Source organism: Acinetobacter haemolyticus CIP 64.3 = MTCC 9819 (assembly GCF_000369065.1).
Lineage (GTDB): Bacteria > Pseudomonadota > Gammaproteobacteria > Pseudomonadales > Moraxellaceae > Acinetobacter > Acinetobacter haemolyticus.
On record NZ_KB849804.1, the window covers coordinates 1 to 19,480 of the forward strand.

At 38.9% G+C, this 19,480-nt stretch carries 18 protein-coding genes; 8 read left to right on the forward strand and 10 right to left on the reverse strand.

What is annotated here, in order from left to right:
* The 3 genes from F927_RS09990 to F927_RS10000 form a co-directional block, all read left to right on the forward strand.
* On the forward strand, nt 1–2,649 hold a 2,649-nt coding region (locus F927_RS09990), incomplete at its 5' end, for a BapA/Bap/LapF family large adhesin (RefSeq protein ID WP_005084343.1).
* A gap of 130 nt (nt 2,650–2,779) precedes the next feature.
* Nucleotides 2,780–4,435 carry a glycoside hydrolase family protein gene (locus F927_RS09995; protein WP_020846312.1) on the forward strand — a complete coding sequence of 552 codons (1,656 nt, stop codon included), beginning with the start codon at nt 2,780–2,782 and terminating at the stop codon, nt 4,433–4,435.
* Between the two features lie 11 nt (nt 4,436–4,446).
* The gene (locus F927_RS10000) at nt 4,447–5,289 is read left to right on the forward strand and encodes a Mur ligase family protein (protein ID WP_020846311.1); all 843 of its coding nucleotides are present in this window, start codon (nt 4,447–4,449) and stop codon (nt 5,287–5,289) included.
* Here F927_RS10000 and F927_RS10005 read toward each other — a convergent pair.
* The gene (locus F927_RS10005) at nt 5,257–6,189 is read right to left on the reverse strand and encodes an IS5-like element IS17 family transposase (protein ID WP_020846310.1); all 933 of its coding nucleotides are present in this window, start codon (nt 6,187–6,189) and stop codon (nt 5,257–5,259) included. The genes F927_RS10000 and F927_RS10005 overlap by 33 nt on opposite strands.
* 58 nt (nt 6,190–6,247) lie before the next feature.
* On the opposite strand from F927_RS10005, the gene F927_RS10010 reads away from it, so the two are divergent.
* Entirely contained in the window at nt 6,248–6,685 is a 438-nt protein-coding gene (locus tag F927_RS10010; RefSeq protein WP_111841924.1) for a UDP-N-acetylmuramoyl-tripeptide--D-alanyl-D-alanine ligase, read from the forward strand.
* On the opposite strand, the gene F927_RS10015 is transcribed toward F927_RS10010, so the two are convergent.
* Complete coding sequence (locus F927_RS10015; RefSeq protein ID WP_005084352.1) at nt 6,678–7,415, reverse strand: hypothetical protein; 738 nt, start codon at nt 7,413–7,415, stop codon at nt 6,678–6,680. The genes F927_RS10010 and F927_RS10015 overlap by 8 nt on opposite strands.
* Before the next feature lie 82 nt (nt 7,416–7,497).
* Here F927_RS10015 and F927_RS10020 point away from each other — a divergent pair, with 82 nt between their 5' ends.
* Nucleotides 7,498–7,812, forward strand: a complete 315-nt coding sequence (locus tag F927_RS10020) for an MGMT family protein (protein WP_005084354.1) — start codon at nt 7,498–7,500, stop codon at nt 7,810–7,812.
* A 179-nt stretch (nt 7,813–7,991) separates the two neighbouring features.
* On the opposite strand, the gene F927_RS10025 is transcribed toward F927_RS10020, so the two are convergent.
* The 6 genes from F927_RS10025 to carA all read right to left on the reverse strand — a co-directional run bounded on the left by F927_RS10025 (nt 7,992) and on the right by carA (nt 14,616).
* Nucleotides 7,992–8,429 (reverse strand): universal stress protein, encoded by a 438-nt coding sequence (locus tag F927_RS10025; RefSeq protein WP_004640302.1) that lies wholly within the window; start codon nt 8,427–8,429, stop codon nt 7,992–7,994.
* A 225-nt stretch (nt 8,430–8,654) separates the two neighbouring features.
* Nucleotides 8,655–9,281: a CatB-related O-acetyltransferase gene (locus F927_RS10030; RefSeq protein WP_004640300.1), complete on the reverse strand. Its 627-nt coding sequence runs from the start codon at nt 9,279–9,281 to the stop codon at nt 8,655–8,657.
* 62 nt (nt 9,282–9,343) lie between these two features.
* Nucleotides 9,344–9,559, reverse strand: a complete 216-nt coding sequence (locus F927_RS10035; protein ID WP_004640299.1) for a hypothetical protein — start codon at nt 9,557–9,559, stop codon at nt 9,344–9,346.
* 100 nt (nt 9,560–9,659) lie between these two features.
* Complete coding sequence (gene greA, locus F927_RS10040) at nt 9,660–10,136, reverse strand: transcription elongation factor GreA (RefSeq protein ID WP_004640296.1); 477 nt, start codon at nt 10,134–10,136, stop codon at nt 9,660–9,662.
* 92 nt (nt 10,137–10,228) lie between these two features.
* The gene (gene carB / locus F927_RS10045; RefSeq protein WP_005084359.1) at nt 10,229–13,462 is read right to left on the reverse strand and encodes a carbamoyl-phosphate synthase large subunit; all 3,234 of its coding nucleotides are present in this window, start codon (nt 13,460–13,462) and stop codon (nt 10,229–10,231) included.
* A 14-nt stretch (nt 13,463–13,476) separates the two neighbouring features.
* Nucleotides 13,477–14,616: a glutamine-hydrolyzing carbamoyl-phosphate synthase small subunit gene (gene carA / locus F927_RS10050; protein ID WP_004640293.1), complete on the reverse strand. Its 1,140-nt coding sequence runs from the start codon at nt 14,614–14,616 to the stop codon at nt 13,477–13,479.
* Nucleotides 14,617–14,976: 360 nt separating this feature from the next.
* On the opposite strand from carA, the gene F927_RS10055 reads away from it, so the two are divergent.
* Nucleotides 14,977–15,519, forward strand: a complete 543-nt coding sequence (locus F927_RS10055) for a hypothetical protein (protein WP_004640291.1) — start codon at nt 14,977–14,979, stop codon at nt 15,517–15,519.
* A gap of 52 nt (nt 15,520–15,571) precedes the next feature.
* Here F927_RS10055 and F927_RS10060 read toward each other — a convergent pair whose 3' ends face one another.
* Both F927_RS10060 and yhbY read right to left on the reverse strand, forming a co-directional pair.
* Nucleotides 15,572–16,108 carry a DOMON-like domain-containing protein gene (locus tag F927_RS10060; RefSeq protein WP_005084362.1) on the reverse strand — a complete coding sequence of 179 codons (537 nt, stop codon included), beginning with the start codon at nt 16,106–16,108 and terminating at the stop codon, nt 15,572–15,574.
* A 5-nt stretch (nt 16,109–16,113) separates the two neighbouring features.
* Nucleotides 16,114–16,440, reverse strand: a complete 327-nt coding sequence (gene yhbY / locus F927_RS10065; protein WP_004640287.1) for a ribosome assembly RNA-binding protein YhbY — start codon at nt 16,438–16,440, stop codon at nt 16,114–16,116.
* A 264-nt stretch (nt 16,441–16,704) separates the two neighbouring features.
* Here yhbY and rlmE point away from each other — a divergent pair, with 264 nt between their 5' ends.
* Together rlmE and ftsH are read left to right on the forward strand one after the other, a co-directional pair.
* A complete protein-coding gene (gene rlmE, locus F927_RS10070) occupies nt 16,705–17,355 on the forward strand; it encodes a 23S rRNA (uridine(2552)-2'-O)-methyltransferase RlmE (RefSeq protein WP_004640284.1) in 651 nt (216 codons plus the stop codon).
* Nucleotides 17,356–17,492: 137 nt separating this feature from the next.
* The gene (gene ftsH / locus F927_RS10075) at nt 17,493–19,388 is read left to right on the forward strand and encodes an ATP-dependent zinc metalloprotease FtsH (protein ID WP_004640283.1); all 1,896 of its coding nucleotides are present in this window, start codon (nt 17,493–17,495) and stop codon (nt 19,386–19,388) included.
* Nucleotides 19,389–19,480: the final 92 nt, after the last annotated feature.

Below are 19,480 nucleotides of genomic sequence, written 5' to 3' on the forward strand. Positions count from 1 at the left end.
TTCAACATTGATGAAGGTCATACAGGAGATATGACGTTCAACTATAGTGCACTGATTAGTGCGGATGCGTTGGCTGACTATGTACTTGTTCTTCAAAAATTTGATGAAGAAACAGGACAATGGACTGCAGTGACTGGTCCAGGTCAAGCTGATCTATTGAGCTTGTCATTGTTCGGTGGTACTACAGTAACGGTTGATGGACTTGAGGCTGGTCAATACCGTGCCTTCATGGCCTTTGATGGATTACTTGGCGTAGGATTACTAGGTACTTTATCAGGAACCGCAGATCTTTACGATCAATCGCAAATTGGTGGTTATGAAGTTATAGCCGCTGAAGGTAACGTCATTACTGATGCTGGCATTGATGGTGATGTTGATGTTATTACAGACACCACCGTTGTCAGTATGGTAAATGGTGTAGCCGTAGTAGATGGTGGAACAACCATTGATGGACTCTATGGTACCTTGGTGATTAATCCAGATGGCAGTTATACCTACACACCATTTAGTGGTGATGCAGGTTTGGGACAAGTGGATCCATTCGTTTATACCTTGCTTGATCCAGTAACAGGTCAAACTGCAAGTGCAACTCTCTATCTACATATAGATAGTGATGATGTCGATATGACATGGAACCCAGCAGATCCATCTCAACCTGCAACAGTAGATATTGTTGCAACAGATGATCTGAATGTTGCAGAAATCAATCCACAAGCCTTGCTTGTCGGTGATGATATTCCATCTGGTAGTCATACTTACTTGTTACTCGCTTCTCTAGCAGGGCTTGATCTACAGCTCGGCTCGGCAGGCATTGGCTTCAACATTGATGAAGGTCATACAGGAGATATGACGTTCAACTATAGTGCACTGATTAGTGCGGATGCGTTGGCTGACTATGTACTTGTTCTTCAGAAATTTGATGAAGCAACAGGACAATGGACAGCGATTTCAGGTCCAGGTCAAGCTGATCTATTAAGCTTGTCATTGTTCGGTGGAACCACAATTACTGTGGATGGTTTAGAAGCTGGACAATACCGTGCCTTTATGGCCTTTGATGGATTACTTGGAGTTGGATTGGTTGGAACTTTATCCGCGACCATGGATCTTTATGACTTATCACAAGTTGGAGGTTATGAGGTTGTAGCAGCATCAGGTAACGTAATCACCGATGCTGGTATCGATGGTAGTGCGGATACAGCGACAGTATTTACAACAGTAAGTAGTGTCAATGGCGAAGCAGTTGTTGCTGGTGGAACGACTATAGAAGGTACCTATGGTACTTTAGTAATTCATCCAAATGGTAGTTATACCTACACACCATATAGTAATGTAACAGGTTTAGGTCAAGTGGATCAGTTCACTTATACCTTGTCTGATCCTATCGGTGGACCAAATGCTGCGACAGCGACGCTGTACTTCCATCTTGACAGTAGCGTTGTAGATATGACATGGAATCCTGCTGATCCATCAGAGCCTGCAACATTCACATTTGTCGCAACAGATGATGTTGATACATCATCACTAGTGATGGTGAATGAAGTGGATGAGGATTACTTCAATGCCTCAGCGTCATTGCTAGGTATTTTAGCAACGACTCAAACTTACACTTCAGGCACATTCACATTAGGTTCCAATATGGATGCGTATGGATTGATTACGGTTAACTCTTTGGCAACTGCTGGAACAGTAAACCTTAATTTAAATCTACAAATGAATGTAGGCGGGGTTTGGACAACTGTAGCGAATGATAGTTACTCAGGAATTATCTCATTGCTTGGTACATTGGCATCACTAGACCTATCTACTTTAGATCTAGCAGCTGGAACATACCGTATTCAAACAACCTTACAACAACCATTATTAGGTGGATTGGCGGCGCTAGTTGGTATCAATACAGATGTAAATGTTACTTATCTTGATCAATATGTGGTATCGAATACGATTGAAGCAGAAGGTAATATCTTCGGAAATGATGCAACTGGCTCTACATTCACTCAACTTCAAGTAACAGATGCAAATGGTAATGTAATTGATGTCTCATATGGCACGATCATCCAAGGCCTACATGGTAATCTGGTGATTAGTGCAAATGGTGACTACAGTTATACACCATCATCGACGACTGGAGGCGGTAGTGAGAGCTTCACTTATACAGTAACTCATTTGAATGGTGATACTATAACTGCGACCTTGAATATCAATGTCGGCTACACGATCCAAGGCAGTACAGGTAATGATATTATTACTGACAGTGCTGGAGATGATCTGATCTATGCTGGTGCAGGTAATGATACGATCAATACTGCAAATGGTGGCTCAGATACCCTAATCTTTGATCTGTTAAATGCTGCAAATGGTACTGGTGGAAATGGTCATGACACATGGTTCAACTTCCATGTCGGAGATACAGCTATAGATAGCGAAGCCGATAAGATCGACATTAGTGATCTGTTAGTTGGCTACGCAGGAGATGGTAGTGCTGCTTCTCTGAGTGCTTATGTAAGCGTAGACTTTGATGGTACAGATACAATCATTAGCATTGATCGTGATGGTGGTGCTGGAGTACATAGTTCTACAGAACTTCTTACACTGAAAAATGTAGATACTTCTTTAGAAGAGCTATTACAAAACAACCAACTGTTGTTCTAATCTAGATTGATAAAAAAGAGGGCTTTCGAGCTCTCTTTTTTATTTAAATAAGTAAATTCATATATTCAAACAAAAGTTCTATGCTATATTTTGAGACAGGATAATGTTTATAATCAATAAAGTGGAAGATATGGGCGTTCAAATTTATAATGAATTATTAGACTTTAAAAAGAAATTAGAGAGTTGGATAGATAAAGAAATTGAAGATAAAAAAATAAATGAAAACGTGTTTTGCATTTTCTTATCTTATGGAACAAAAGATCAGAGATGCAATGTATGGAATAATGCTGATAAAAATGTACATTTGATTAAGAAAAGGTTATTTAGCTTTGTTGATAAAATTTTTGAAAAAAATAAAACTCAGCTTAACTTTATAAAAATAGATATTGCTTATCAAATTGAACAACAGGCATGGCCAAGTGTTGTTTATCAAGTTATGAATCAAGAACATAATAATCATTACCGCAAAGGTATTAGTTTAGATGAAAATTTTAATATTGCATTTCTTGAGCAAGAAATTTATGGACGAGCAATAATAAGAGGCTTGCGATATGATCAGCCTAACTTTTTTGATGAGCAAAATTTAAATAATGCGATTAAGAAAAAATATCCTAATATTCAAAAAAATATAATTTTAGATCAGCTTCAGTTTGTATGGACTTTCGAAACACATGGCGCAATATATGAAGGTAATCAATTTATCGAATTGCAAAGTGGTGGTTGTCAAAATGGTGTTAGGAAACTTATAGACGATAAAAAAGAACATTTAGAGCATTTGATTGAAAAAAATGCGGAGTTTTTAGCGCAACAAATCCAAGAAGATGGGCGATTCATTTATGGTTATTTTCCAGCATTTGACCGTGAATTAAAAAGCTACAATACGGTTCGCCATTGCACATCGGTATATGCATTAATCGAAAGTTTTGAAGTTAAAGAAAAACAAGCCTATTGGCCAAAGGTTTATAGTGCAATTCAGTATGCTATTGATACTTTTTATAAAGAAAAACAAAGTAATACTGCATTTATGATAGATGGAGAAAAAGACCCAGAAATTAAGCTAGGATCAAACGCTGCGGCTATTCTCATGCTTACAAAATATCAAGAACTTACCCAAGATGACCGCTATTTAAAATATGCTGAAGCGATTGCAAATGGGATTATGGAAATGGTTGATGACAAGGGGGAAACAACACATGTCTTGCATTATCCTAGTTTAGACGTCAAAGAAAAATTCCGCATCGTGTACTATGATGGAGAAGCAGCATTAGCATTGCTAAGACTTTATCAAATTAATCATGATGAAAAGCTCCTAATAACAGTAAAACGTATGTTTGAGCATTTTATTGAGAAAAAGTATGAAAAATATCATGATCATTGGTTAAGTTATTGTACCAATGAACTCACGAAAATTTGTCCTGAAGAACAATATTTTCAGTTCGGCTTAAACAACTATTTAAAACATATGAACTTTATTAAAAATAGAAAGACAGCATATGCAACATTTTTAGAAATGTTAATGTCTGCATATAAAATGGTAAATCGATTAAAAGAACAAGGTTATGATGATCTTTATGCCAAAGCTGAATTTGACAAATTAAAAGAATTGATTGAAATCAGAAGTGAGTTTCAAAGAAGTGGCTTCTTTTATCCAGAAGTTGCAATGTATATGGCAAGGCCAGATAAAATCTTAAATGCTTTTTATGTACGACATGACCGTTTTAGAACACGAATAGATGATCAAGAACATAATTTATCTGGATATGTGGCATACGTGAATTATTTCTAAATGGTGAAAAAATGATTATAAATAAGAATAATATCAAAGAAATAATGTCTGGAAAATGGTATATCGAGCCTAAAGAAGACTGGTTTGTTCAGCATATTTCTGAAAATAAGTTGAATTGTAAAAAAGATGAAACATTATTTGTAGCGATGGACAAGGAGACATGGTTAAAAGGGACTGGTAATACAGGTGTATATGCAAAATGGGAGGATACACATGATCTTTTACATACGTTTCATGATCAGGTAAAAGGAGTTGTTGTACAGCGACCTATACCAGACTTACCTTCACATCTGCCACAATATATCGTAGAGGATTCTTATCAGTTCATTCATCAATGTGCTGAATATATGAGAGAAAATATTAAGAGTAAAACAATTGCGATTACAGGAACAGTTGGAAAAACGAGCACTAAAAACTATCTTAATTTACTCTTGCAAAACTATGGGTCAACCTATGCAACTTATGGAAATCATAATTCTCGTACAGGGGTAAAGTTGACGTTATCCAATGCGATGGTTGAGCCCAATTACTTAATTCTAGAAACAGCAATGTCAGCACTCTGGATGAAAGATGGGGGGATTAGTCAATTAATACGTCCTGATATTGCAATTATTACTGAAATAGGAGTCGGTCAAAAGGGATATGATGAAAATCAAACTGCAGATTTTAAAAGCCGAATTGCAAATGGTCTAAGTGTAGATGGTCAAGTAATTTTAAATCGAGATATAAAGAATTATGATCAACTCTTAGCCTACGTACATCGATATAGGGTTTTGTTGCACAAAGATTTGAAATGCAAAGCGCCCCTAATTGAGCCAAATTTAAGGCGTAACTTGGGTAAGTGGTCGACCTAATTCCGTAAACCTGTTGAGGACTGCTACACGTGCATGAATTTCATTCACCTGACTAGGAAAGCTTCTTGCCATTAATTTATCGCCTAATAATTTAATGCAATGCATCTTGGTTTCCACCAAACTTCGTCGATGATAGCCTGACCATTTTTTCCATAGTCTCCTGCCTAAACGTTTAACTGTTCGAAGTAATTCATTTCGTTCTAGCGAGCTGATCTTTGTATCTTTCCATGGTTTCGCATTTTTTCTAGGTGGAATCACCGCATGCGCTTGCCGATCTGCAATGACCTGACGGCATTGCTTGGTGTCATAAGCTCCATCGGTATAAACAGAGTCAATCTGCTCATCTTGTGGAATCTGATCGAGTAAATCACCAAGCACTTGTGAATCACTGACATTATTTGTAGTGAGTTGAATAGCGCGTATTTGAAGGGTTTCAGCATCTATACCAATATGTAGTTTACGCCATTGGCGACGATATTCAGGTCCATGTTTCTTGCGTTTCCATTCGCCCTCACCTAGAAACTTCATGCCTGTAGAGTCTATGAGTAGATGCAGCCCATCGCTACTTTTTTGGTAGCTGATTGCAATATCAATATGCTTTTGTCTTCTACAAAGCGTACTGTAATCTGGTGCGGTCCAATTTAATCCACAAAGTTTAATCAGACTTTGCACAAAGCCAGTGACCATACGTAAAGATAGACGGAATAAGGATTTAATCATTAAGCAGCATTGGATAGCTGCGTCGGAGTAGGTTTGATTTCGCCCTTGTTTGCCTTTTGATGGAGCATACCATTGCGTAGCAGGATCAAACCAAATGGCAATATTTCCGCGACTCATGAGTGCTCGGTTATATGCGGGCCAATTGGTTGTGCGGTAGATTTTGTGTGTAGGCTTCTTCATTTGAAAATTATATCGCTGAAAAAGCTTTTACAGATAGGTTTGTGCAACAAAGCCACTCATCGATGATGCATATAATTCTTCACCTATCTCTATTCAATCATTATTGGAATCAATTGAAATTAGAGAGGTTCAAGAAAAAATTCTAATCTTAGGTGATATGCTAGAGTTAGGAATGGATAGTGTAAAGTTACATCAGAGCATTCTAGAAAACCAATTATTGAATCAATTTAGTAAAATCATTCTCATTGGTGAGATTTTTTCTCAATGTGAAAAAAGTGATGCGATGCAATCTTTTTTAAATGTTGACCAGTTTATAGGATCTATAAATGATTATATTTCTGATGGTTGTTTATTGGTGTTAAAGGCTTCTCATGGCATCAATTTATATAAGTTGAGAAACTTTTTTGACAAAGAAGCCATTTCAGTCCAAAAAAATATTGATTGGTTTGTCGAGGATGAAACCTATAATTTATATTCCAAGCAAAATACTATTTAGCTCGATGATAATAATCCATTATCGTCGAGAGTTGTTCACGATTAAATCCGATATTACGTTGACCACCACTGCCGAGCTTACAATCAGCGCTGGTCATGATATTGGTTGAATCTTTTAATTTTGCACCTGGTGCACAGACATGCTTTAAGCCAAAAGCATGACCCATTTCGTGTGGTGTAGCTGCTTGAATATTATAATTTAACCTCTGCCAGTCAATTAAAATAAATGGTTGGCCTGTGTTACGGAATCCCCAACTGGTGACATCCCTAAATTTTAATCTGTCACTATATGAGTCGTATATAATGAAGAAAACTTCTTTCGATCTACGCTCTGGAAAGCAACGTTTTACAGCAGCAGGAATATTTTCAGTAATTATTTTTCGAGGTTGATTAAGCTGATAAGCTAAATCACAGTTACGTTTGCTAAAGTTTTCATAAGAAAAATAACGGTAAGGCTTGAACCGAAAGATTTTTTGATTATTTTCATCCACAAAGTATTGGTTTAGGATATTAATCTCTTTCAGCATTTGATTTCGGTTGTCGTACTCGCGTGCTTTAGGTGTATTGGTTGTATAAACAAAACTTACATAAACGACTGGTAGGGTACTTTCTTCTTCTTTGTGTAATTTGATCGGATGTTTTTCTAACTCAACATAACTTTTTTCTTTAGTACTGCATGCTACACAGACTAGGCTGATCATCAATAGTGTCGTAATTTTCTTATATGCCATTTCCAGATCTCTAATATTTTAATATTGAATTGGTTTGTGTGATTTTTTGCTCATAATAGCAATTTTTTGAGGTTTTATCACGTTGAATGAACAAGAGTTACATCGCCAAATCCTTGAGGTTATTGATCTCATTCCTTATGGAAAAGTGGCAAGTTATGGTCAGATTGCAAAATTAGCAGGTTTACCTAAACATGCACGGCTAGTTGGATTTGTGCTAAAACATTTGGATCAAGAAAGTAAAGTGCCTTGGTATCGTGTCATAAATGCACAAGGACGAATCAGTGTTAATAGAATCAATGATAAAGGGGAAAATGTTCAGCAGTGTTTATTAGAAGCAGAGGGCGTTTACTTCGAGAATGGAAAGGTTGATTTTAAAATTTTTGGTTGGACCATTTGATAAAAAAAGTCCAAATGTATATTGAATAGATTGAAGGGAATTTACTATTTATTTGCAATGCTTATACATAACGTTACGCATAAGTTTTGGATTTCAAATGAATTAAGTTGTTTTATTGGAATAAAAAGCATGGTAGTTACCATGCTTTTGAGTTATTAATCGCTAAACTTAAAAAGTAATTAACGAACTATAAGCACGGGGAGTTGGCTTTCTGCCAAAACTTTCTGTGCAACGCTTCCTAGAACAAATTGTTTAAATCCTGTACGACCATGAGAGCCCATAATAATTAAATCACTTCCAAGATTTTGTGCAGCTTTAATGATTTCTTGGTGTACTGAAAGGCCTTCAAGTGTTTGAGATGCAACACTCAAACCTAAATTTTCAAACTTTTGTTCTGCTTTGTCTAGATTGTCCTGTACATAGCCTTTCACACGCTCAATAAGTTCATTGCTTTGTCCAAAGCGGATATAAGTATCAGCTAAGTAAGGATCTAGAGTGACCACCCCAACTACCGTGATTTGACTGTCTAAAGCTTTTGCTAGTTGAGCTGCTTCACGAATGACTTTATCCGCAGTTTCTGAGTCATCGATAGCGACTAAGATTTTTTGATAGCTCATATTTGTTACTCCTTGTTTTTACGATGTTCTATTGAATTGGCTTATAAAAATTTTGTTTAAAATATTATCTTATTTCCATATTAAACTTATTTTTTATGAAATAAAACCTAGTAAATTTATAGGGATAGTGTTTATTTCGAGTTATAGGCGAAATAATCTTTACGACTAAAAATAAATGAATTTTCTTCAAAAAATAGAGTTTTGTTTATCAGTGACTTACATAAGTTAAAATGAATTTTTTTCAAAAAAATCTAACAGTGAATCAATATTATTGGTTTGCAATTGCTCACGCATTTTTAAAATTTGTTTTTCATCTCGCTCATAGAGTTTAAGTGAAAGGAGTTTTTCAATTTCAGTTTCTGTGAAACGAGATTTGATTACTTTGGCTGGAACACCACCGACAATGGTGTAGGGAGGGACGTTTTGAGTGACAATGGCACCTGTTGCAACTATAGCACCTTCACCGAGTGTGACACCTTGCATAATCATAGCACGACTGCCGATCCAACAACCATCGCCAATGATTGTATCTCCTGCTGGAAGAAAGCTACGCGTATCAAAGGGGAAAGTCGATATCCAATCAGAACGGTGCAGTTGATTACCACCCATCATGATCACGCACTCAGCACCAAAGCAGACAAAATTACCAATATAAAGTTGATCAATCGGTTTCTCTGCTGTTGAAGCTTTATCATGAAGATAACGCACCACACACCGTTCAAAACCTTGATCCCAAAAAGCAGAATAATAGGAGTAGTTGCCTTTGATATGGATATTGGGGTTTTTCACTGTTTTAGAAATAAACTCGAACTCACACCAGTGTTTAACAGGAGAGTTGATTAATGGATCCATGACTGAGATAAAATATTAAATGAAAGCTTGGATCATTATAGCTTTTAAAGTGGGAGAGAATGCTAATTGGAGAAAAATTTCCATAGCCAACTAAACAGACGTTGAATTTGATTGGGAAATACAAAACCGAGAACAGCACAGAGCAAGGCTGTATTTACAATAATAAGTATAGAACTGGTAGCGGGATTAACATGAAATGCCCATGTGATGGCAACACCAATACCAAGAATAACTCCTGCAAAGGTGTAGATCAATGCACTTATCAGCCGATCTTGCATTGCTATCTCTCATTTTTATTCTATTTATAAACAAGATGCCTGAAACAAAAGAACTCTTCAACCAATGAAGAGTTCTTTTGTAAATGAGTCTATCGCTGGATTAGAGATATTCCACGCTCACGATTTCATATTCAACCTCACCTTGTGGTGTTTGAATTTTGGCTTCATCGCCTTCGCTTTTCCCTAATAAACCGCGAGCGATTGGTGAGTTCACTGAGATTTTATTGATTTTAAAATCTGCTTCGTCATCACCAACGATTTTATAGGTTTTACGTTCTTCGGTATCAAGATTTTCAATTGTTACCGTGACGCCGAATACAACACGACCATTTTTCTCAAGATCTTTAACATCGATTACTTGGCAAGCACCGAGTTTGCCTTCGATATCTTGAATACGGCCTTCGCAAAAACCTTGTTGCTCACGAGCTGCATGATATTCAGCATTTTCTTTGAGGTCACCATGCTCACGTGCCTCAGCAATAGCCTGCGTAATACGTGGGCGATCGACTGTTTTTAGCTGTTGTAATTCTTTCTCTAAGGCAACCTTGCCTTCGGGAGTCATAGGATAACGTTGCATTCTGGTCCCCTCTAAATTGGTTGGGAAAATACAGGATTAAAAAAAGAAAAAGCCCGCCACCGATAAGGTGACGGGACTTTATCGGTAGAGAATTAACCTACAGTTTGTAAATCTTGCAAGCGGTATACATCCATTGGCAATTTCACAGCAAATGCTTGGCAAACTGCTTCTGCACCGTTGATGGTCGTGGTGTAATACACTTTGCCTTGGAGAGCAGCACGACGAATCATAGCAGAATCATATTGAGCTTGTTTGCCTTCAGTTGTGTTGACAATAAGATGAATTTCACCATTTTTCAAGCGGTCAACAATATGTGGACGACCTTCTGTGACTTTGTTCACAGCTTCGCATTCCAAACCAGCTTCTTGCAGAACTTGGTAGGTACCATTAGTTGCTACAAGCTTGAAACCATAAGCAATTAGCTGCTGAGCGATGTTCGCAATATATTTCTTATCTGACTCACGAACAGATAAGAATGCATATTTCACTTCGCCCTCAGTTGGCAAACCTGGTAAGCGTTCATTTGAACCAAGCACAGCTTTGTAGAATGCTTCGCCAAAAGTTTCACCTACACCCATGACTTCGCCTGTAGATTTCATCTCAGGCCCAAGCATTGGGTCAACACCTTGGAATTTAGCAAACGGGAATACCGCTTCTTTTACCGCAAAGTGAGTCGGGATGATCTCTTTAGTGAATCCTTGAGATTCCAAAGATTGACCAGCCATACAACGAGCAGCAACTTTCGCTAAAGATTCACCGATACATTTAGATACGAAAGGAACCGTACGTGATGCACGTGGATTCACTTCAAGTACATAAATGTCGTTACCTTTCACTGCAAACTGAACGTTCATCAAACCAACAACGCCAAGTTCTTTCGCCATCGCAACAGTTTGACGACGCATTTCATCCTGAACTTCTTGTGAAAGAGAGTAAGGAGGAATTGAACATGCTGAGTCACCTGAGTGAATACCGGCTTGTTCAATGTGTTGCATGATACCGCCAATCACAACATCTTTACCGTCAGATACGCAGTCTACATCAACTTCAGTTGCATCATCGAGGAAACGGTCTAGCAGAACAGGCGCTTCATTAGACGCTTGTACTGCTTCACGAAGATAACGTTTTAGTTCTTCTTCGTTATATACGATTTCCATAGCGCGACCACCTAATACATAAGATGGACGAACAACAAGTGGATAACCAACTTTAGCAGCTTCTGAGATACCTTCTTCAGCAGATTTTACAATGCTGTTGTTTGGTTGACGAAGCTGTAGACGTTGAATCATTTGTTGGAAACGTTCACGGTCTTCTGCACGGTCAATCGCATCAGGAGATGTACCGATTATTGGCGTACCTGCTTCTTCTAAAGCACGTGCCAATTTCAAAGGAGTTTGACCACCGTACTGTACGATTACGCCTTTCGGTTTTTCGGTACGTACGATTTCCAGTACATCTTCAAGTGTTACTGGTTCGAAGTATAAACGGTCAGATGTATCATAATCTGTAGAAACTGTTTCAGGGTTACAGTTTACCATGATGGTTTCGTAACCGTCTTCACGCATAGCTAGGGCAGCGTGAACGCAACAGTAGTCAAACTCGATTCCTTGACCGATACGGTTTGGACCACCACCGATCACCATGATTTTGTCACGATTTGATGGATTTGCTTCACATTCTTCATCGTAAGTTGAATACATGTATGCTGTGCCAGATTCGAATTCGGCAGCACAGGTATCAACACGTTTGTAAACTGGATAAACACCCAAGTTCCAACGCTGCTTACGGAATTGTTTCTGTGAAATACCCATCAAGTTGGCAATACGTAGGTCTGATAAACCTTTACGTTTGAATGAGCGGATATTGTCAGCATTCAAATCACCAAAGCCTAAAGTTTTCACTTGAGCTTCAGTCTTGATGATGTCTTCGATTTGAATCAAGAACCAACGATCGATCTTGGTTGCTTCAAAAACCTCATCAAGTGAGAAACCATGACGGAATGCATCAGCAACATACCAGATACGCTCTGGACCAGGCACTTTAAGTTCTTTTAGGATGATGTCTTTCGCGTTGGCAGTACCTGCTTCGACTTTCTCATCAAAACCACTTACGCCTACTTCTAGGCCACGGAGTGCTTTTTGTACTGATTCTTGGAAGTTACGGCCAATTGCCATGACTTCACCCACAGATTTCATCTGAGTGGTTAATACTGGCTCAGCTTGAGGGAATTTCTCGAAATTGAAACGTGGAATCTTAGTAACAACATAGTCAATTGCAGGCTCAAAGCTTGCTGGAGTTACACCGCCCGTGATGTCATTTTTCAATTCATCAAGGGTATAACCCACTGCAAGTTTTGCAGCGATTTTTGCAATTGGGAAACCTGTTGCTTTAGAAGCAAGTGCAGATGAACGAGAAACACGAGGGTTCATCTCGATCACAACCATACGACCGTCTTTCGGGTTAATACCGAATTGAACGTTCGAACCACCTGTTTCTACACCGATCTCACGAAGAACAGCAACCGATGCATTACGCATGATTTGATATTCTTTGTCAGTCAATGTTTGAGCAGGAGCAACAGTGATTGAGTCACCTGTATGTACGCCCATTGGATCAAAGTTTTCAATTGCACATACGATAATACAGTTGTCGTTTTTGTCACGAACAACTTCCATTTCGTATTCTTTCCAGCCAATTAATGATTCATCAATCAATAATTGTTTGGTCGGCGAAAGGTCAAAACCGCGCTCACAGATTTCGATAAATTCTTCTTTGTTATACGCAATACCGCCGCCAGAACCACCCATTGTAAACGATGGGCGAATGATGACAGGGAAGCCAAAACGTGACTGAATTTCTAATGCATGTTCCATGCTTTCAGCAACATCCGCACGTGGACATTCTAAGCCGATTTTACGCATTGCAATGTCAAACAGTTTACGGTCTTCAGCTTTTTCAATTGCTTCTTTTGATGCACCGATTAATTCAACATTATATTTTTCAAGAACGCCATGCTCATCTAAGGCAAGGGCACAGTTCAATGCAGTTTGTCCGCCCATCGTTGGAAGAACTGCATCTGGACGTTCTTTTTCAATGATTTGTGCAACAGTTTGCCAAGTAATTGGCTCAATATAGGTTGCATCCGCCATTGAAGGATCAGTCATAATGGTTGCTGGGTTAGAGTTCACCAAAATAACGCGATAGCCTTCTTCGCGTAATGCTTTACAAGCTTGCGCACCTGAATAGTCAAACTCGCAGGCTTGACCGATGACAATAGGACCAGCACCAATAATTAAGATGCTTTTAATATCCGTACGTTTAGGCATTATTCGCTCCTTAATTACTTCTTAGCTGCTTCGATGAGTTCGATAAAATGATCGAACAATGGCGCGCAATCATGTGGACCAGGACTCGCTTCTGGGTGACCTTGGAAGCTGAATGCTGGTTTGTCAGTACGATGAATACCTTGGTTTGTACCATCAAACAATGAACGATGCGTTACTTTTAAGTTTGAAGGTAAGGTGCTTTCATCAACTGCAAAGCCATGGTTTTGAGAAGTAATCATCACTGTACCATTCTCAAGATTTTGTACAGGATGGTTGGCACCATGATGACCATGATTCATTTTCATCGTCTTTGCGCCAGAAGCAAGCGCTAAAATTTGGTGACCTAAACAAATACCAAATACTGGTAAGTTGGTGGTGTCAACAAGTGTTTTTACAGCCTCAATTGCGTAGTCACAAGCCGCTGGGTCACCAGGACCATTTGACAAGAACACGCCGTCTGGATTTAAAGCCAAAACTTTTTCAATTGGTGTTTGTGCTGGAACGACAGTGAGTTTACAACCACGGTCTGCGAGCATACGTAAGATGTTGGTTTTGACACCATAATCGTATGCAACAACATGATATTTAAGTTCTGGTTGGGTGAAACCTTGACCTAGAGTCCAAGAACCTTCAGTCCATTCAAAACCTGCTGGATCACAACATTCTTTTGCAAGATCTAAACCGTTTAAACCGCCGAATGCACGTGCTTTTGCAATAGCTTCTTCTTCTGTAATATTTTCGCCAGCAAGGATACAACCATTTTGCGCGCCTTTGTCACGCAAAATTCGAGTGAGTTTACGTGTGTCAATATCTGCAATTGCAACAACATTGTGTTGCTCTAGATATTCACTTAATGATTGTTCAGAACGGAAGTTGCTATGCAATAAAGGAAGATCGCGGATAATCAGACCATTCGCCCATACTTTATGGATGCGACCTGATTCAACGTCTTCACTATTACAGCCAGTATTTCCAATATGAGGATAAGTCAACGTCACAAGCTGCTGTGCGTAACTCGGGTCAGTCAAAATTTCTTGATAACCAGTCATGGCAGTGTTAAAAACGACTTCACCAGTCGTACTACCCGATGCACCGATAGACGTTCCTTTAAAGATCGTTCCATCTGCGAGGGCTAAAATGGCGGGGGTGCTCAAACCAAAGCTCCTGAACTAAGACCACAAAAATAGGGCTGTAAAAAAGCGAGTAGACATAAAAAAAGGCAGGCTGTCTTTCAAAAACATGCCCCTCCTTCCAGTCTGCTCGCTTGTAACTTAACAGCGCATTATACGCATGAGTAAGTCAGAAGTCTATGTGTTTTAATTATTAAATAGAGAAATGTTCGCTCTCCAATAACGTTGTAAGCGGATAAAGGTCTATTGCTAAATCTGTCATTTTGATGACGGTCTGGTGAGATATTATGCAAATTGTCTAACAATTTTTTGGTGATTCTTACTTAAAGCGATTTATCTTATATCTAGCCAAAAAATCAACAATCAATATAGAGGGGAATCAAAATGGCTGAAAATCAAACTGCGACAACTGTTGAAGAAGTTAAAGAAACCGTTGCTGCTAAAACTGCTAAAGCAAAAGAAACTGTGACTGAGAAAACTGCAGAAGTCAAAGAAGCTGTTGCTGTGAAAGCGACCAAAGCGAAAGAAGTGATTGCAGAAACTCAGGAACAAGCGAAAGAAGTTATTGCAGAGACTCAAGAGCAAGTGAAAGAAGTGATTGCAGAAACTCAAGAAAAGATTGAGACAGAAGCAAAAGAGTTGAATCAAAATATTCAAAACCAACTTGCGCAAATTAAACAAGATCTTCTAGAACGCATTGAAGTGATCAAAACCCAACTTAACTCATCTCAAGGTAACTTGCTTGAGTTAAAAAATGCGCTTAAAACTGAGTTAAATGCTTTAATTGAAGATTTAACGAAAGTAAGTAAAGAATTGAAAGATGACATTAGCCAGATTTCTGTGAAACATAAAGAAACTCTAGTGGGCAGTTTGAAGCGCACTAAAGAACAAGCAGTTGAAGCTTGGAATAAAGTTCGTGCTAGCTAATTAATAGAGCAGAGTGATAAAAAAAGCGAGAATTTTTCTCGCTTTTTTTTATTTAAAATTGATGCAACCAATCACGTTTGTTATGAAAGTCAGCCTGAGGGCTACTATGTTGCATTGCAAAATAATGCATACCTTGAGTGGTATTGAGCACCGCTGTAAGACCGATATAGAGATCAGACCATTTGAGTTTATGCTGTCGCATAAACTGAGACAGATCTAGACTGACATTCAAACCATAATGTGTGCGCTGTAAATGATTTAGCTCAATATCATAGGCAGCGATAGGTGGCATATCTTCTGGAAAGCGATATTCTTCAAATTGATAAACTTGCCAAGCTTGAGAAGGGGAAAGATTAATTTCTCTATAGAAATCTTCATCTTTCACACCCACAAAAATTTCAAAACATGTTTTTTCCCACAAAAAGTCATGGCGTGGGTGCGCAGTAACTTGATCTGGGTAAATTAAAAATTGATTTGGGTCACGAACCCAAAAACCAACATTCAATGTTGCTGGCGTTTGTTGCTCAATCGCTCCAACCACCGTAATGGCACTAAAGCGATCAAATGCTGACAGTTCATAACTTGCCATAATGATTACTTATTACTTAAATGAGCAAAACGAACTAAGTTTGAAAGGTGTTGATTTTGTTTCGCTGCTTTTTTATAAAGCAAAACGATTTTACCGATTTTCTGAACAGCTTCAGCACCTGTTGCTTCAACAATTGCATCAATGACGGCCGCGCGCGCATCACGATCTTCGCCAGCAATTTTAACTTTAATCAACTCATGGTCATTCAGTGCACGTTGAGCTTCCTCAATGACGCTTTCAGTAAGACCTTGACCGCCAATCATAACCACAGGGTTAAGTGCATGACCAATTTGACGTAAACGTTTACGTTCATGGATAGATAAAGCCGCCATTAAAAATACCTGATTCGAAAAACGACCTAGTATAACAAAACTTAGGTGTGCTTGCGGAATTTTAATTGATGCTTTGTTACCATGTAAAATGCGAAGGTGTTTTGTTTTAAATGTGTTTGAATACCCGAATTGGTGTTGATTTCATCGATCATGATAATCAGAAAAATCTACAAAAGATCGTATTATCCATGAGTGTTTGTACTGTATTCAGCCCAAATTTAACGTACAATGACCAATCAGAAGTTTTTTGAAATTTAGTGAGTTATGGCAATACGCATTACCAACCAAAAATTGTCGAAAAGCAGTCGTGCATGGATGAGAGAGCACTTAGATGATCCTTTTGTAAAAAAAGCACAAAAGGAAGGTTATCGTGCACGTGCAGCGTACAAGCTGCTTGAAATCCAAGAAAAATATAAAATGATTAAGCCGGGAATGACGGTCGTTGACTTAGGTGCAGCACCCGGAAGTTGGTCTCAAATTGCAGGTAAACTGGTCGGATCAAATGGTCTTGTAATTGCATCTGATATCCTAGAAATGGATGCACTTCCAGATGTCACTTTTTTACAAGGTGATTTTCGAGAGGAAGAAGTTTTCGAAAAATTGTTAAATATTTTAAATGGACGTCAAGTAGACGTTGTAATTTCGGATATGGCCCCCAATACATCAGGTAATAGGGCTGTTGATCAACCACGTCAAATTTATTTGTGTGAATTGGCTTTGGACTTTGCTCAAAAAGTGCTTGGACCGAATGGGCAGTTTGTGGTTAAAGTGTTCCAAGGTTCTGGCTTTGATGAGTTTAGAAAGCAAGTGGTCGATAGTTTTGATGTGTTAAAGACAGCAAAACCTGCGGCATCCCGTGCTCGATCAAAAGAGGTTTTTTTGATTGGTCAAGGCCGCAAGAAAGCGTTGCGATAAAAAGTATACTTGCCAAGTTGCTAAAAATTGTGCATTTTGTACCTTTTAAGTTTTTTGTAACGCAAATCCATTGCTGTTTTTGTGAAGGTCAGCCAAGATTAGGTATGATCAAATTAGATTGATATGGGAATAAAGCCTTGAGCGATTACTTCAAGAATGCCGTATTGTGGCTCGTCATACTCGGTGTTCTGATTTTGATTTTTAGCAACGTCAGTGACCGAAATAAGCCTGCGGCGATGAAATATTCTGATTTCGTTGCGGCGGTGAATGCTGGACAAATTAAACAAGTTACAATTGATGGTTTAAATATCAGTGGTGAGAAAACAGATAACTCTTCATTCGAGACTGTTCGTCCACAAGTAGAAGACACTCAGTTGCTACCAAGCTTGAATAAGCACAATGTCGTAGTTGAAGGTATTGCACCACAACGCCAAGGCATTTTGATGCAACTTCTCATTGCAAGTTTCCCTATTTTATTAATTATTCTGTTGTTCATGTTCTTTATGCGCAATATGGGTGGGGGAGCCGGTGGTAAAAATGGTCCGATGAGTTTTGGTAAATCAAAAGCGAAGATGCTCTCTGAAGACCAAATCAAAGTGACCTTTACTGATGTTGCAGGCTGCGATGAAGCCAAACAAGAAGTGGTTGAAATCGTAGACTTCTTAAAAGACCCTTCTAAGTTTAAGCGTCTTGGTGCAACGATTCCGCGTGGCGTGTTAATGGTTGGTCCACCAGGTACTGGTAAAACCTTATTGGCCAAAGCAATTGCTGGTGAAGCTAAAGTTCCTTTCTTTAGTATCTCAGGTTCAGACTTTGTTGAAATGTTCGTTGGTGTAGGTGCTTCGCGTGTTCGTGATATGTTTGAACAAGCTAAGCGCAATGCGCCGTGTATCATCTTCATCGATGAGATTGATGCTGTTGGTCGTCACCGTGGTTCAGGTACAGGTGGTGGTCATGATGAGCGTGAGCAAACCTTAAACCAAATGCTTGTTGAAATGGACGGTTTTGAAGGCAATGAAGGCGTGATCGTGATTGCAGCAACCAACCGTGTTGATGTATTAGACAAAGCTTTACTTCGCCCAGGACGTTTTGACCGTCAAGTGATGGTTGGATTGCCAGACATTCGTGGTCGTGAGCAAATCCTCAACGTGCACTTGAAAAAGTTACCTTCAGTCACTGGTGTGGACGTTAAGATTCTTGCACGAGGTACACCAGGGTTTTCTGGTGCACAATTGGCAAACTTAGTGAATGAAGCTGCATTATTTGCTGCTCGCCGTAATAAAAACACGGTCGATATGCATGATTTTGAAGATGCAAAAGACAAGATCTACATGGGACCTGAGCGTAAATCGATGGTGATTCGTGAAGAAGAGCGTCGAGCGACAGCTTATCATGAAGCAGGGCATGCGATTGTTGCTGAGATCTTACCGGGTACTGATCCTGTGCATAAAGTAACGATTATGCCACGTGGTTGGGCACTGGGTGTCACTTGGCAGCTTCCTGAACAGGATCAAACCAGCCACTATAAAGACAAGATGTTAAATGAACTATCTATCTTGTTTGGTGGACGTATTGCTGAAGAAATTTTCATTAATCAAATGTCAACTGGTGCATCAAATGACTTTGAGCGTGCGACAAAAATGGCACGAGCAATGGTCACTAAGTACGGTATGTCTGATGCGCTTGGTGTCATGGTTTATGAAGATGAGAATCACAATGGCTTCTTTGGTAACGTTGGTAGTCGTACTATTTCTGAAGCAACTCAACAGAAAGTGGACGAAGAGGTTCGTCGTATTCTTGATCAGCAATACAAAGTTGCACGTGATATCTTAGAAAACAACCAAGAAATTGCACATGCGATGGTAAAAGCGTTGATGGAATGGGAAACTATTGATCGTGACCAAATCCGTGACATCATGGAAGGTCGTGAACCACAACCACCAAAAGTCTATGTCGCTGAAAATCCTGTGGCTGATTTTGAACCACCGAAAGATGGTCCATCTACACCACCACCATTGCCAGCGATGAGCTAATGTAGCGATCCAATATAAGAGCGACTTCGGTCGCTCTTTTTTTGTTTAACTTTTCGATGAAGCTGAAAATAAATCAACTCTGAGTGGGTGGC